Origin of the sequence: Shewanella sp. FJAT-52076 (assembly GCF_019457455.1) — a bacterium.
Classification (GTDB): Bacteria; Pseudomonadota; Gammaproteobacteria; order Enterobacterales; family Shewanellaceae; genus Shewanella; species Shewanella zhangzhouensis.
In genome coordinates, this window is record NZ_CP080415.1 from 1974224 (window position 1) to 1988617 (window position 14394).

Consider the following 14394-nt stretch of genomic DNA (forward strand, 5'->3'; position numbering starts at 1 on the left):
CTTGGGGTCCTTATGAGGGAAAGACAGTATTAAAGCTAGTAGATAAGTATGAGAATTCACGAATTCGTAACAAAAAAGGGCCCCGAAGGCCCTGATTTGTCAGCAAGTTTGCTGAAGATCAATTCAACGAGAAAATCACTTCAGTTGAGTCGTTAAAAAACTCAACAGTTTTTCGTTCACAAACTGTGGGTTTTCGAGGCAGGAGATGTGCCCGGCAGCTGGAATGTGTACCAGGGTGCTGCCATCTATGGCTTCGTGCATCAGGTAGCTTTCAAGCACACTGCGGGCCTTGTCTTCCACGCCCACCATCACCAGCACGGGCAGAGTCAGCTGTTCAACATCATCCATGGTATCGCGGCGCCCGAACACCAGACGGCCCATGCGTTCGATGTCGGCGATACGCTCACCTTTGAGTGTTGCAAGGTGGGCGGCAAAAGTGGCCGTGAGGCGCGGATCCGGATTGTGTGAGAAAAACAGCGGCACTATGGCCGCTATCATGGGCGCGGGAACGCTACCGGCCGCCTTGATGACATCCAACATGCCAAAGTACTTGGCACGGGTGACTTCCGGTTCAAAGCCGATAAAGCTGTCCATCATGACAAATGCCTGAACCCGCGCCGGGGCAATCAGCACCAATTCGGCCCCCCACATGGCGCCTACACTGAGGCCGACAATGGAGAAGGTGTCCACATTGAGGCTGTCCATCAGCGCCAGCATATCTTCGGCAACGCCGGTGAGGCTGTTGAGTCTTGATGGCACAGGACCCGATTGTCCGTGGCCATGCAGGTCGACCGCGATCACCCGGAAATCTTTGGCCAGCAGCGCCAGTTGCTCCTGCCACATCATGCTGTCCCACAAATAGCTGTGACCGAGCAGCAGCACGGGGCCTGTGCCCATGTCGAGATAACTTAAAACCGTGTCCGGCAAGGTGAAGGTTTTACGATATTGTTCAAATTCATTCATGACGTAAATCCAGCTCGTCAAAGGGAAAAGAAGGTGGGGCAAAGTGCTTTACATAGCGCGATACCAGGGCGTCCAGTCGCAGCAGTACAGTGTCTTTGAGCGCCATGTCACTGGCGGTAATCACAGACCTAAGCTGATTAACATCAAACTGATTGATAGCAAATTGGGCCGCCGGGGCGAAGCTGATATGCCAGGGTTCGGGGCTGACGCCACTCTTACCTGCCTGATAGGGCAGGAAAAATCCAAACTCCTGACAGTGATCCCCCAGCCAGTTGGCCATAGCGTGGCAGGGGCCATCCTGGGCATATTCCCAGGCTTCCAGTTTGAGCGCATCCCTGTCTATCCGGGTGGCATCAAATACATCCAAATCGCTACCCCAGTGATGGCGTGAGCAGCCCGGCAGCGCTGACCAGAGCAAGATGGTGTCTATCAGGGTGTCTGCATCCAGCCCGGTTGCATCAACGGGCTGACCATTGATATCCAGTAAGGGGCGCTTACCGCTGGCCTTGGCATTCCAGATAGCCAGTTGGCGTTCGAAGCTGCGATAACCCGAGGTCACGGCAAGCTGAATGCCGGCCTTGGCGGCTTGCCGCTGCATGGCGGCAAAGGCCGCTGCCGCGGCGGGGTGCATCATCACCCCGTCATGGCTTACCAGCCTTGGCTCGGCGGCGCCGTAAATCCAGCTCAGTTGCACAGCAGCTTTTCCAGAATGCGCTGGTAGCAGCCGGTGAGCAGCTCAAGATCGCTTGCCTTCACGCACTCATTCACCTTGTGGATGGTGGCGTTGACCGGGCCAAGCTCAATGACCTGCGCTCCGGTGGGCGCGATAAAACGGCCATCGGAGGTGCCGCCGGTGGTTTGCGGGTCAGTATGGGTGCCGGTGACTTCGAAAATGGCCTCACGGGTGGCATCCAGCAGCGGGCCTTCGCCGGTGAGGAAGGGCAGACCGTTGAACACCCAGTCGATGTCGTAATCGAGCCCATGGGCATCGAGAATACCCAGTACGCGGGCAATCAGGGTCTCGGCGGTCACTTCGGTGGAGTAACGGAAGTTGAACATCACCTTGAGTTCACCGGGGATGACATTGGATGCGCCCGTGCCGCCGTTGATGTTGGCAATCTGAAAACTGGTGGGCGGGAAGAACTCATTACCCTTGTCCCACTCGATACGGGACAGCTCAGCCAGGGCCGGTGCCGCTTTGTGGATGGGGTTATCGGCCAAATGGGGGTAGGCCACATGGCCCTGAATGCCTTTGACGATGAGGTTACCCGTGAGGCTGCCCCTGCGGCCGTTTTTCACCACGTCCCCAAGCAAGTGGGTGCTGGATGGCTCGCCCACCAGTGCCCAGGTTATTTTCTCATTGCGTGCTTCGAGGGTTTCTACCACCCGCACAGTGCCGTTGATAAAAGGACCTTCTTCATCGGAGGTAATCAGAAAGGCGATGGAGCCCTGATGATCAGGGTGCTCGGCCACAAATCGCTCGGCGGCCACCACCATGGAGGCGAGGGAGCCTTTCATGTCGGCGGCGCCGCGGCCATGGATATAACCGTCAATCACCACAGGATCAAACGGGGGCGTGTGCCAGCGATTCAGATCGCCCACCGGCACCACATCGGTATGGCCGGCAAAGCAGAACACCGGCCCCTCGGTGCCACGGCGGGCCCACAGGTTAGTGGTGTCTTCAAATACCATGGGCTCTAGGGTAAAGCCGATGGCGGCAAGGCGTCTGGCCATCAGGTCCTGACAGCCTTCATCGAGTGGGGTGACAGACGGGCGTGAGATGAGCTCGCGGGTCAGTTCAATCACATCACTGTGGGTGTCTGGGCTGCTCATTGGCCAAATACCTCGCTGTACAGCTTGTCATTAAATCCGGTGTAAACAGCGTCGCCTTTTACCAGTACCGGCCTTTTGATGAGCGTAGGGTATTCCAGCATCAGCGCAATGGCCTTGTCGGTGTCTATATCTTGCTTTTGCTCGTCGGTAAGCGCGCGAAAACTGGTGGATTTTTTATTGAGCAGCGGCTCAAATCCGATGCGCGCAACCCAGTCATTCAACTGCTCGGCAGCCAGACCATCGACACGAAAATCATGGAAAGGGACGTTATGGCCATTGGCTTCGAGCCATTTGCGGGCCTTTTTCACGGTATCGCAATTTTTAATGCCAAAGAGTGTCACTGGGGCGCTCCATCTGCAAAAGGAAAGGGCCGCATTGTGGCATGGGGGATTACGCCCCTCAAGTGCCTCGCGACCCCTGTGAATGAATTTCAGATTTCGACGGTAAATATCACGTCTTTGCCGGCTTCGACCCGGCCCTGGGATTTTTCCAGGTACTTGATGTCTTCCATGTTTGCCAGTACCACTGGGGTAAGCAGGCTATCGGCGTGTTCGCGAAGGTATGCCAGATCAAACGCCAGTATGGGATCGCCGGCTTTCACTTGTTGGCCTTCTTCGGCGAGGCGTTTAAAGCCGTTGCCCCTGAGTTCAACGGTGCCCACACCAAAGTGCACAAACAGTTCCAGCCCCTGTGGGGACTCGATACTGAAGGCATGGTTGGTCTCGAAAATTTTGCCTATGGTGCCATCAATGGGGGCATAAATGGTGTCACCCTCGGGGGCGATGGCTATGCCGTCACCGACGATTTTCTCGGCAAACACCACGTCGGGCACCTTCTCTATGGGATAAATCTCGCCGGAAACCGGCGCGAGTATGGCAATGCCACCTTCAATGGTTGGCGCCCCGGAAATCAGTCGCCGAATTCGGCTGAAAAATCCCATGACTGCGTACCCCTTGGTTTATAGGCTGATCTTGGCGTCAGCGAAAAAGACATCATACTGAAACATTTAGCTTATTTATAGCTACTTATACAGGCATCGAGCTCGGATAATCGGTCTGCCATCAGGGCGCGCCCGGCAAGCTGGGTACAGCGGCTGAACTCCTGACGGCAAATGGCGGCTTTGACTTCGAGCATGGCGCCCACGTTAACACTGAGCTCATCGAAGCCAAGGCCGATTAACAGTGGAACAAGGCGCGGATCGCTGCCCATTTCACCGCACAGCGACACCTTCACATCCTGACTGCGGGCACTCTGCAGCGTCATGCTGATAAGCCTCAGCACGGCGGGCGAGAGCGCAGGATAATCCCTGGCAAGACAAGGGTTGCCCCTGTCAGCCGCCATGGCGTATTGGGTAAGGTCGTTGGTGCCTATGCTGACAAAGTCCAGCACGGGTAACATGGCTGGCAGGTTGAGCACGGCGGCGGGCGTTTCCACCACTATGCCAAGGCTGATATCGCCAAAACCTTTTTCTTCATCGTCCAGCTCTCGGCGACAGGTTTCCAGCAGCGCCAGCACCGCATCCAGCTCTTCCACCTGATTGACCATGGGGAACATCAGGCGCACATGGCCGTGATTCGCGGCTCTGAGCACGGCTCTTAACTGGGTTTTGAGGAGTTGCGGATTGGCGAGTGTGTAGCGAATGCCTCTGAGGCCCAGCGCGGGATTTTCTTCTTTGACCTGACACAGGCAGGGCAACTCTTTGTCGGCACCTATATCCAGGGTACGTATGGTCAACACCCGTCCCTCAAGTGCATGAATGGCATCGGAGTACAGCTGGTACTGGGCGCGTTCGTCGGGGAGGGTGGCCGAGTGCATCAACATAAATTCGGTACGAAGCAGCCCTATGCCGTCGGCGCCAAGGCCAGACACCTTGAGCACGTCGTTCAGGTTCCCGACGTTGGCGAGCAGACTTATCTCATGACCATCCAGCGTCATGGCGGGTTTGTCACGATATTGGTCGAGCTGCTCCCTTGCTACGCGTGCCGATGCTTCGTGCTGGCGCAGCAGTTCGAGTTCTTCACCCTCAGGGTTGCGATAGAGGGCGCCGGCATCACCGTCGATGGCAAGCTTGTCACCGTTGTTAATTCCCAGCTCGCTGTAGGGGCAGCTAAGGAGTGCCGGAATGCCCGCAGCCCGGGCCAGAATGGCTGTGTGGCTGGTTAAGCCACCGGACTTGAGCACGATACCGGCAACATTTTCCAGCGGCAGCACGGCAAACTCCGCCGGGCTGATATCGTCCGCCAGCAGTATGGTAGGCACCTTGAGCTTGCCGGGCTCTTGCCCCGGCTGACCGAAAACGGCTTGGATAAGGCGTTTGCCCAGGCTTCGTACATCTTCGGCGCGCTGGGCCAGGTAAGGGTCGTCCAGTGCTTCCAGTTCGCTCGCCTGGTGGGCAAAGACACGTTCGATGGATACACAGGCCGAAAATTGCAGTTGGGTGATAGTGTCGGCAATGTGCGTGCGAAGATCCGGGTCGTCCAGGTAAAGAAGGTCTGCTTCCACCAGTGCATAGGCATCGCTTTGGCTGTCCAGCGCCTGCAGGCTGGCAGTCAACTGCTGCTTGAGTCTGGCCAAGCCACCGTCGAGGCGGCTCAGCTGCTGGGGAATACGCTTGATGGGCAGAATGCGGTAGTCAAGCGGCTTGTGCCCGGTATTGAAATGAAGGGCTTCACCGAAGGTGACACCGGGTTTGATGGCTATTCCGTTAACCTGCATCATGCCTCCGGCTTTCAGCTTAATGTGACCAGTAGCGCCGAGACTCTTTCAACGGCGTCTTCGGCTTGGGGGCCCTGGGCAAAGACCCGGACATTAACCCCCTGATAAAGGCCCAGGGTCTGTAACTTAAACAGGCTCTTGGCACTGGCTTGCTTGCCATTACATTCGACTATCACGTCACATTCAAAGGATTTGGCCTCTTTGACCAAGAGGGCGGCGGGGCGGGTGTGGATCCCATGGGGCGCAGTGATGGTGACAGTTTTTTCGTACATGGCTTCAATTGTCTTCCAAAGAATGGCGCTATTGTCCAACAAGGTGGCGAAAGGAGCAAGGCACTCAGTCGGCAGTTTGGGGATGGTCGATGATCTGATACCCGTTTTTTTTCAGTGCCGCCACCGCCAGCTCCCGTTTCTCCTTTTTGACCAGAATGTAGTCGGTATCAAAGGTTGAAATGGCAAAAATGCTGATGTGGTTTTCGGCCAGAATGGCCGAGATGCGCGACAAAATCCCTGTCATGGAAAACCCCAGTGGCCCAAGCACTTCGAGGCATATCCAATTGGTTTCGGCTTCCAGGCTGTCCAGCTCCAGCTCTGAGGGCACCACCACAGAGAGCTCTTCCCGGGTTTTGCCGATGAAGAACATCTGCTGCGCGAACACCTCGGCAGGCACCGGAGTCTCCGGGCTGAAGCTGTGAATGCTGTATAGCCTGGCGTGCAAGGCAAGGGTTAAACGCACTAATGGTCCTCCTGAAGGAGCCTGAAACGGCAGAATTTGTGCAAGCTTTTGTGCATGGGTTAACGCCTAGCCTAGCACAATTCGGACGCATAAAAAGGGGGACACTGTGGTCCCCCTTTTTACTTTTTCATGGAGTCAATACCATCAAACCTTGAAGTGCCCGAGGGCCTTGGCCAGTGCCCGGCTGATGGATTGCAGCGAGCCTGCGGCATGTCGATTGCCTTCGTTGGACTCGACCGCGAGCTGCATTTGCTCTGAAATATTGCTGATATTGCGATTGATTTCTTCGGTGACCAGTGACTGCTCTTCAGTCGCACTGGCAAGCTGGGTATTGATGTCGTTAATGTGGGCCACCAGCGACAGGATGGCATCCATGGAGGCACCTGCCTGACGGGCCTGACCCTGCAGCGATTCCGACAGTGTCTGGTTGGCACTGTTGGAGGCGGTGACATCGCCGATACCGGCCTGAATTTCACTGATGATTTTCTGAATTTCATTGGTGGACTGCTGGGTGCGGTTCGCAAGGGCACGCACCTCATCGGCCACAACCGCGAATCCTCGACCATGGGCGCCGGCACGGGCGGCTTCGATTGCGGCGTTGAGCGCCAGCAGGTTGGTTTGTTCGGCAATGGCGCGGATAACATCGAGAATGCTGCCAATCTGGCCGGAGGCGGCGCCAAGTCGCGACGTGGTCAGCTCTGCGGCCTTCAGTTTTTCCACCAGGGATTCTGTCTGTTTTAATGTGCTGGTCATCAGCGACTGGCTTTCCTGGGCCTGCCCCTTCACCTGTGCCGCTGAATCGGCTGCCTGCTGGGTGTTGTGAGCCATTTCCTGGCTGGTGGCGAGCATCTGATGAATGGCGGCGGCGACGCTCTCGGTTTCACGATGGATTTGTTCACTGCTGCGATTGGCCGTTTCCACCGCCTGGCTCAAGGCCTGGGCATCTTCAGTGAGTTCATCGCCCATTGGCTTGATGTCTTTAATTAACTTACCGATTTTTTCGGCAAAGCGATTAAAGGCCTTGGCGAGGTGAGCCACCTCATCTTTGCCCTCGGTGTTCAGTCTGGCGCCCAGATCCCCTTCGCCGTCGGCGATGTCTTCCAGCGCCTCAATGGCGCGGGTGAGGGGCGAGGTGATGGAATGATTGAGCGCCATAAAGAGGGCAAACAGCGGCGTGGAAATCAGCATCATAATGATGAGCGTATTCCAGATGGCGGTTTCCATGGCGGCATTGACATCGGACACAAAGGCCCCGGTGATAACAGTCCACTGCCAGGGGGCAAATTGACGGGCCTCGGCCAGCTGGGTGCCGGTTTTACCCGTGTCCGGATTCAGGGTTTCTATTTCGGCAATGGCCTTGCCCTTGCTGCGGGCATCGCTGACCAGGTTTTGGATGGATTTGTCGTTCACCCGGGTGCCAATTTTCTGCGACTGACCACCGGCGGCGAGGATCTGACCCTCAGCATCCACCACGATAAAGTAGCCACCATTGCCATAGTGCGCGGCATTGATAAGACTCGCCACTTCAGCCTTGGCATCTGCTTCGCTGATTTGCCCCTGCTGCACCTGCTGTTTGTGCACCTCTAACAAAGACAGCACAGTATCCAGCTGGCCATCATTTTGAAGCCATTTTTGCTGCTCAAGGTTGTTGTACTGTTCCTGGATATTAAAGGCCGCGAAGCAGAAGGTGCCAAGGGCTGCCAGCGCCAACATCATGATCAGACGCTGTAAGATGGTGAATTTTCTGAGGAAGGCAATCATGGCCGTCTCCGTAAGCTGTAGGGCAGGCAAGAGTCTATCAGATAGCTATGGTCAATCTGTGCGACCTTGGTGTAAATCCCAGGGTAAAAGTGTAAATCCGTGATCCTTGCCCGACTCTGTTACTGCCCTGTTTCAAAGAGACCGGGCATCATCGCGGGACGAAGGTGTATAGTGGGAGATAAACAGCGCACGCACCCGTTGCCGATAAAATAGACGCTTATCAGGTTAATCGTTTGTTTTGACTTTGATTTCAAGTGATTTTATGCGCAAGATTAACTAATTCAATCAAAAGGCGGATAAAGATGAGTGTTACTCAGATAGTTACCTCAGAAGACATATTACTGAAACTCTGTCATTCGGTGTCCCATGTGCTGTCCCACACCAGTGGCAGCAGGGTCACCCATGCGGCCATGGTGCAGAATATCTCCAGCACCCGTTTAAAGCCGGATCTGGGCTGTTTTTCCATTTTTGATGGTGGGTTTTCGGGATTGGTGGTGATTAACTTCTCGGCCGCTTCCGCCGTGGAAATCTATCGCCGTTATATGCTCAACATGGGCATGCCTGAAAGCGAGCTGGCGTTTTCCCACAACTCCGATGAAGTGGGTAACGTGATGGGTGAGCTGATGAACCAGATCCTGGGAGACTTTATCGGTAAGGTGTCCAAGGAGCTGCAAACCTCCATCAGTCAAAGTCAGCCGAAGATGCTGACCATCAACAAGGAAATCACCATCTCCATCGATGCCAATCTGGATGAACCTGTGATCCGCCGCGTGTCTTTTATGACCGAAAGCAATCACATCTTTTATCTTGAATTTGCCATGGACAAGACAGAGTTTGTCAAAACCCGGGAGTTCGAGTTGGACGAGGAGTTCGATCCGGATTTCCTGATTGAGCAACACGGCAATGCCAAGTCCCCCTGGTCTCAGATGGCCGGCAAGGGCATAGTCGCCGATGATGCTGATGATTTGCTCGATGAGCTGGGGATCTAAAGTCGCTTGCTATACAAGGAATTGCACTTGATTTACCATGGGCTTGCCGCTCTGTGTCGGGGCGGTGGCCTGTGGCCCGAGCAAATATAACAAGAGTCCTGTTATGGCGAGTAAAGCGACCTCTATTGATATTGCCTATCGGGCGGGTGTGTCCCAGTCCACGGTGTCCCGTGCCCTGAGGGACAGCCCCTTGGTGAGTCCGGAAACCAAGGAAAAAATCCGTGCCATTGCCCGCGAACTCAACTACAAGGTCGATAAAAACGCCAGTAACCTGCGCACCCAAAACAGCCATACCCTGGCGCTGCTCCTTTGCGAAGACCCCACCAACGACGACTCGTTGATTAATCCGTTCTTTTTGTCGATGCTGGGCTCGATTACCCGGGCTACTGCCAAGCAGGGCTATGATTTGTTGGTGTCTTTCCAGCAGCTTTCCAGCGACTGGCACGCCGACTATGAAGACAGTAACAAAGCCGATGGCATTATTCTGCTGGGCTACGGTGACTTTGTTGACTACGAGCACAAGCTGGAGCGCTTGCTGGCGCAAAATACCCATTTTGTGATTTGGGGTGCTGAGCACAACAAGTCGACGGTCGCTTCTGTGGGCTGTGACAATCAGCAGGGCGGTTTGATAGCCACCGAGCACTTGTTGTCCCTTGGCCGCAAGTCGGTGGCATTTTTGGGGGATGCATCAAGCCACAGCCCAGAATTTCGCGATCGCTACCTTGGCCATGTACGGGCACTCAAAGATGCCGGCCTTGTGGTCGATAAGCGCTGCCAGGTGGATGCCATCAGCACTGAAAGTGCCGGCTTTGATGCCGCCAACAAGCTTATTCGCAAGGGTGCCCAGTTTGACGCCATCTTTGCCGCCAGTGACTTGATTGCCATCGGGGCCATCAGGGCATTGAAAGAGGCAGGACTGCGGGTACCCGAAGACGTGGCTGTGGTGGGCTACGATGATATTCCCGTGGCAAGCTTTGCCAATCCACCACTGACCACCATTAAGCAAAACACCCAACTGGCAGGCGAAATGCTGGTGGAAAGCCTTCTGAAGCTCATTCACGGCGAGACCGTGCCCCCAAGGTTAATCCCAACCAGTCTGGTGGTGAGGAAATCCTGCGGCATTGACCTTAACAGTTAACAGCGCTCAACTATCGGGGCAGATGAACCCGGTCACTGGCGCCGCCTGATGCAAGGCAAAAATTACAGCGATAGATCGCAGCAATAAACTTGAGCAATAAAAAAGGAGCACGATGGCTCCTTTTTTATTCTCAGCGGCAAGTGCAGCAGGTGCTGCTTTGCCTCAGGACTTACTTTGTCTCAGGGGCTGTCTGCTTGCCGAAGGGGTAGTTATCCCACACCTTTGCATCATGGACAGAGCGTACCAGTTTCACGTATTCGGCGTGGGTCCAGGCGAGGGGCGTAGCCGAGTTGGTACCATCACCCAGACGATAGCCAAAGCGGGTGGCATCGCCCACACCGTCCCACACCTGTTCCGGCAACATACCACCGCCGTTGGCAAGGCTTTCCATCCCCGCAACGTAGGTGCCGATTAACCGCTGCTTATCGGCATCACTGAGGGGCTTGCCTCCCAGCGTGGCCTTGGCAAGCTCGTAATGACCCCGTTCACCGGTAAAAAAGGGCCATACCCGTCCACGCTGATTGGCACTGTTGCTGCCATTTTCGGCATAGTTGGCGCCGGTAACGGTATCTTCACCGTAACCGTCGTTACCATAACGTCTGAAGCCCGGAAAAGCCTGTCCCTGCGCCGTGGAGAAGTCGTAGCGGATGCGCAGATTGTCTTCCAGGGTCTTGTCATCCACCAGAGCCAGGGTATTCACAACCAGTGGGTTGTCGGCGCCGCGTACACCATAACGTACCAACTCCAGGAAGCCGCCATCGAGAATTTGACGCTGATCCAGCCCGGGACGACCGTTATTGTCGGCGAGCTTGGCGTCGGTATCGGGCGCACCCTCCGGTGAAATCCGCAGAATATAGGGTTTATCCGACAGCAGCCCTTTGTTTGTTACTGTACGCACTTCGAGCTGCTCACTGTAGCGCGTAGCGGCTGCGAGGTATTTCTGCGCCCCTTCGCTGTCGCCCGCATGCTCGGCAAGGGCAGCAGCTGCCTGCAATCCTGTTATCACTGCCGCCATGGTGGAGGGTGAAAAGCCCGCTTGCTCTTCCCAGCGTTCCTGTTGGGTGCTCGGTGGAGTGATGGTGCGCGCATTCCAGTCGAGTTTGATGTCACCGCCGCTCACCAAAAAGTCGGCTGCGCTTCTGAGCATATCCTGATACCACTGACGCGCCTCATCATCGCTGAGTTCACCTGCTTGCCACAGCTTCCAGCCGAGCATGATGGGCATGGCGGTTTGGTCCAGCTGCACGGCAACCCATTCAATTTGTCCATCCACATGGGTCTTTTGCAGGAACCAACCGGGCGCCCCTTCGTAGCCTTTGAGGGCAGGGCCTGCCTGAATCTGTTTGAGGTACTCAAAAGCGACCTTGGGGGTTTGGGTATCACCCATGGCCAAAAACGCCATGGCGCACTGATAGAAATCCCTTGGCCAAACGGCCTTGTAGCCTGTGCTTGGCGTAACCGCTGGAATGGTATCGCCCCAGGGGTTGGAGAGAGACGCAATCAGGGCCCCCGCATGGGTTTTGTCTTCCTGCGCCTTGAGCACCATGGCACTCAGGTTAAGGAGACGGCCATTATCTGCCGTGGCACTGCCCATGGCACTGAGGGCAGGCAGGGACGCCAAATACTGTCGCCAGCCAGGTGTTGTGTCGTTACCTCTGAAGTCCTGTGCCAGCGCATCAAAGCCTGCTGTGAGCGACGCCTTTGCGTTGGCTGTGGCCGCATCAGCGCCCAGACCAAAGCCCAGTACCACATCAAAGCTGAGGGTTTCGCCCCTGGCGAGGGTTTTCAGCTCGCCGGTGAGGGCCACGTTACCCACCTGGGGCGCGGCGGCATCGGTAAAGGTCTGGCTGTAACCGGTCAGGGGAGTGCCCGCCATGATGGCCTCAACGCCACTGGATACCCCTTCAAAACCCACCTGTCGGCGCACGAAATCTGCGCTGATTTCCAGGCTTAAGGCGCTGGAGTCCTGCGTCTTGTCGGTTATCACAAACCCCGTGTTAGACAGGTATGCCATGTCGTCGGCGCCACCATTGTCGATGTGCGGATCGGCATACAGGAATGGGGTGATGCCGTCTTCAAGAGCCTCAATGGTGACCCGCATGACAAGAGAATCCCGATGGGGATCTGTGACTATCTCCTTCTTGATACGGTATTTCTGCTCCTTATCCGTACTGGTTAGCCGCAGTGCGAGGGACTCCGGAAGCCCTTTGTCATCCAGGTGCAGATAGTCCTGCTGGTGGTTGGCATCCTTGGCTTCAAAATCGACAAAATCCTTGCCCTTAATAATAAAGGACAGTTCACGCAACTGGGCATTGTGAATAAGGCCATACATGGTTTCGGTCAGCACGCCATTGGCCACCGAAAACCACACCCGGCTCACCGGGTTTTCGGCGGTACTCACATAAGCGCCGTCCACATAGGGCTCATAACTGGTACCGATCCCGGTTTTACCCGCGAAGGCCCACAAGGGCGTAGTGCCGGGGGCGCCCGGGGCAACTTTCACAACCGCCTTATCCTGAATGGTTTCCTGGGGGGCGGGGGCCTGTTGGCAGGCAGAAACACCCAGTGCTGCCGCAATGGCAAGGCTGAGGGCTCGAAGCGAAGAAGAATGGGTCACTGGCACGAAAGCGTCTCCCTGATAATTAGACCTGGGCAGCGGCATTGCCGCGCCCGGGTTCCTGCTCTCTGGCAGGGACAAAAAGCACTGACAGGGCGGCCAGCACCATGGCGCTGCCACCGAGGATAAGAGCGTAGATGGGTTCATTGCCAAACAGGCTCTTGAGAATAAAACCAAGCACAGTGGCGGCCACCAGCTGGGGGATGACGATGAAAAAGTTGAAGATCCCCATGTATACACCAAGCTTGTTGCCCGGCAGGCTGGTGGAAAGCATGGCATAGGGCACAGACAGGATAGAAGCCCATGCAAAGCCAACGCCTATCATGGGTATCCACAACATGGCCGGGTCGGCAATCAGGTAAAAGCTCATCAGCCCAAGGCCGCCGAGGCACAAATTCATGATGTGAGCGCCCTTAAGGCCCAGCAGCATGCACTGCAGCGGGATCACCATGGCGGCCAGTGCCGCAAAACCGTTGTAAGAGGCAAAGAGCACTCCTACCCAGTCCGCGCCGTCGTTGTAGGCTTTGGAGAGCACGTCACTGCTGTGATAGTGGTAGGAGGTCACCGCTGCCGTGGTGTAGATCCACATGGCAAACAGGGCAAACCAGGAGAAAAACTGCACCAGCGCCAGACGCTTCATGGCATGGGGCATGTGGAAGAGGTCATCTACCACTTCAAATACCATTCCAAGCTTTCCGCTGCGCTTGCCTGCCGCGGTTAAACGCTGAGCGCAGTACCATTGCAGCGGGCCAAAGGCGAACACGCCAAGACCAAGCAGATACAGCTGCTTATCGAGATTGGCGACAAAGGTGGCGACTGTGATAGCAAGGCCCAGGGTGCTCCATACCAGGGCGCCTTTTCGATATGCCTCAGGCGTACGGCCATGTTCGCGTTCAAATCCGGTTTGCTCGTGTCCCTTAAAGCGGCTGAGTTCTTCCGGGCTGTATTCGCGGCTGCTGACAATGGTCCAGCCTACGGCAGCGAGCAGCACAACACCGCCAAGATAAAAGGAGTAACGCACAGTGTCGGCAATCTGTCCTTCGGGCGCGATATTGGATACGCCGGCAAAGTTAGACAGCAAATAAGGAAGTGCGGATGCCACTACGGCGCCTACGCCGATAAAAAAGCTTTGCATGGCAAAGCCCTTGGCCCGCTGTGATTCCGGCAGCTTATCCCCCACGAAGGCGCGAAACGGCTCCATGGCGATATTGATAGAGGCATCCATGATCCACAGCATGCCGGCCGCTACCCACAGATAGGGCGAGTGGGGCATGATGAACAGCGCCAGTGTGGTCAGCACAGCGCCAATCAGGAAATAGGGGCGACGACGCCCAAAGCGGTTCCAGGTGTTGTCGGACAGATAACCCACTATGGGCTGAACCAGAAGGCCGGTGAGGGGGCCCGCTATCCACAGAATGGGGATATCATCGATGCTGGCACCCAGGGTCTGGAAAATACGGCTGACGTTGGCGTTTTGCAGTGCAAAGCCAAACTGGATACCGAGGAAGCCGAAACACATGTTGAAAATTTGCCAGAATGACAGTGGCGGCTTGTCTCTGAGTGGGGATGTGTGGGAAGTCATAGGTGTCCTGTTGTGGGTGCTTTTACCGCAGTGAAGTCACGGCAGCCCTTTTATTATCGGA

13 protein-coding genes are annotated in these 14394 nt (G+C 55.8%); 2 read left to right on the forward strand and 11 right to left on the reverse strand.

Translation table 11 applies throughout. The features are described from left to right. Window positions 1-135: 135 nt before the first annotated feature. The 9 genes from K0H79_RS08485 to K0H79_RS08525 form a co-directional block, all read right to left on the reverse strand. Entirely contained in the window at window positions 136-963 is an 828-nt protein-coding gene (locus tag K0H79_RS08485; RefSeq protein ID WP_220077944.1) for an alpha/beta fold hydrolase, read from the reverse strand. Further along, the gene (locus K0H79_RS08490; RefSeq protein WP_258405502.1) at window positions 956-1657 is read right to left on the reverse strand and encodes a M15 family metallopeptidase; all 702 of its coding nucleotides are present in this window, start codon (window positions 1655-1657) and stop codon (window positions 956-958) included. The genes K0H79_RS08485 and K0H79_RS08490 overlap by 8 nt, the downstream gene beginning before the upstream one ends. Beyond that, window positions 1648-2796, reverse strand: a complete 1149-nt coding sequence (gene dapE / locus K0H79_RS08495; RefSeq protein ID WP_220077945.1) for a succinyl-diaminopimelate desuccinylase — start codon at window positions 2794-2796, stop codon at window positions 1648-1650. The genes K0H79_RS08490 and dapE overlap by 10 nt, the downstream gene beginning before the upstream one ends. Beyond that, window positions 2793-3137, reverse strand: coding sequence for an ArsC family reductase (locus K0H79_RS08500; protein ID WP_220067626.1), 345 nt, complete (start codon window positions 3135-3137; stop codon window positions 2793-2795). Before K0H79_RS08500 ends, dapE begins: the two co-directional genes overlap by 4 nt. 89 nt (window positions 3138-3226) lie before the next feature. Continuing rightward, window positions 3227-3736 (reverse strand): PTS glucose transporter subunit IIA, encoded by a 510-nt coding sequence (gene crr, locus K0H79_RS08505; RefSeq protein ID WP_220067627.1) that lies wholly within the window; start codon window positions 3734-3736, stop codon window positions 3227-3229. Window positions 3737-3807: 71 nt separating this feature from the next. Continuing rightward, window positions 3808-5511, reverse strand: coding sequence for a phosphoenolpyruvate--protein phosphotransferase (gene ptsP, locus K0H79_RS08510; RefSeq protein WP_220077946.1), 1704 nt, complete (start codon window positions 5509-5511; stop codon window positions 3808-3810). A 14-nt stretch (window positions 5512-5525) separates the two neighbouring features. Continuing rightward, the gene (locus K0H79_RS08515; protein ID WP_011759765.1) at window positions 5526-5783 is read right to left on the reverse strand and encodes an HPr family phosphocarrier protein; all 258 of its coding nucleotides are present in this window, start codon (window positions 5781-5783) and stop codon (window positions 5526-5528) included. 64 nt (window positions 5784-5847) lie between these two features. After that, window positions 5848-6246: an ACT domain-containing protein gene (locus tag K0H79_RS08520; RefSeq protein WP_220077947.1), complete on the reverse strand. Its 399-nt coding sequence runs from the start codon at window positions 6244-6246 to the stop codon at window positions 5848-5850. 144 nt (window positions 6247-6390) lie between these two features. Further along, complete coding sequence (locus tag K0H79_RS08525) at window positions 6391-8007, reverse strand: methyl-accepting chemotaxis protein (protein WP_220077948.1); 1617 nt, start codon at window positions 8005-8007, stop codon at window positions 6391-6393. A 302-nt stretch (window positions 8008-8309) separates the two neighbouring features. On the opposite strand from K0H79_RS08525, the gene K0H79_RS08530 reads away from it, so the two are divergent. Together K0H79_RS08530 and K0H79_RS08535 are read left to right on the forward strand one after the other, a co-directional pair. Further along, the gene (locus K0H79_RS08530; RefSeq protein WP_220067631.1) at window positions 8310-8996 is read left to right on the forward strand and encodes a DUF3334 family protein; all 687 of its coding nucleotides are present in this window, start codon (window positions 8310-8312) and stop codon (window positions 8994-8996) included. A gap of 103 nt (window positions 8997-9099) precedes the next feature. Then, window positions 9100-10134: a LacI family DNA-binding transcriptional regulator gene (locus K0H79_RS08535; protein WP_220067632.1), complete on the forward strand. Its 1035-nt coding sequence runs from the start codon at window positions 9100-9102 to the stop codon at window positions 10132-10134. 169 nt (window positions 10135-10303) lie between these two features. Here K0H79_RS08535 and K0H79_RS08540 read toward each other — a convergent pair whose 3' ends face one another. Both K0H79_RS08540 and K0H79_RS08545 read right to left on the reverse strand, forming a co-directional pair. Beyond that, window positions 10304-12796, reverse strand: a complete 2493-nt coding sequence (locus K0H79_RS08540; RefSeq protein WP_220077949.1) for a glycoside hydrolase family 15 protein — start codon at window positions 12794-12796, stop codon at window positions 10304-10306. Further along, entirely contained in the window at window positions 12777-14333 is a 1557-nt protein-coding gene (locus K0H79_RS08545; RefSeq protein WP_220077950.1) for an MFS transporter, read from the reverse strand. Before K0H79_RS08545 ends, K0H79_RS08540 begins: the two co-directional genes overlap by 20 nt. Window positions 14334-14394: the final 61 nt, after the last annotated feature.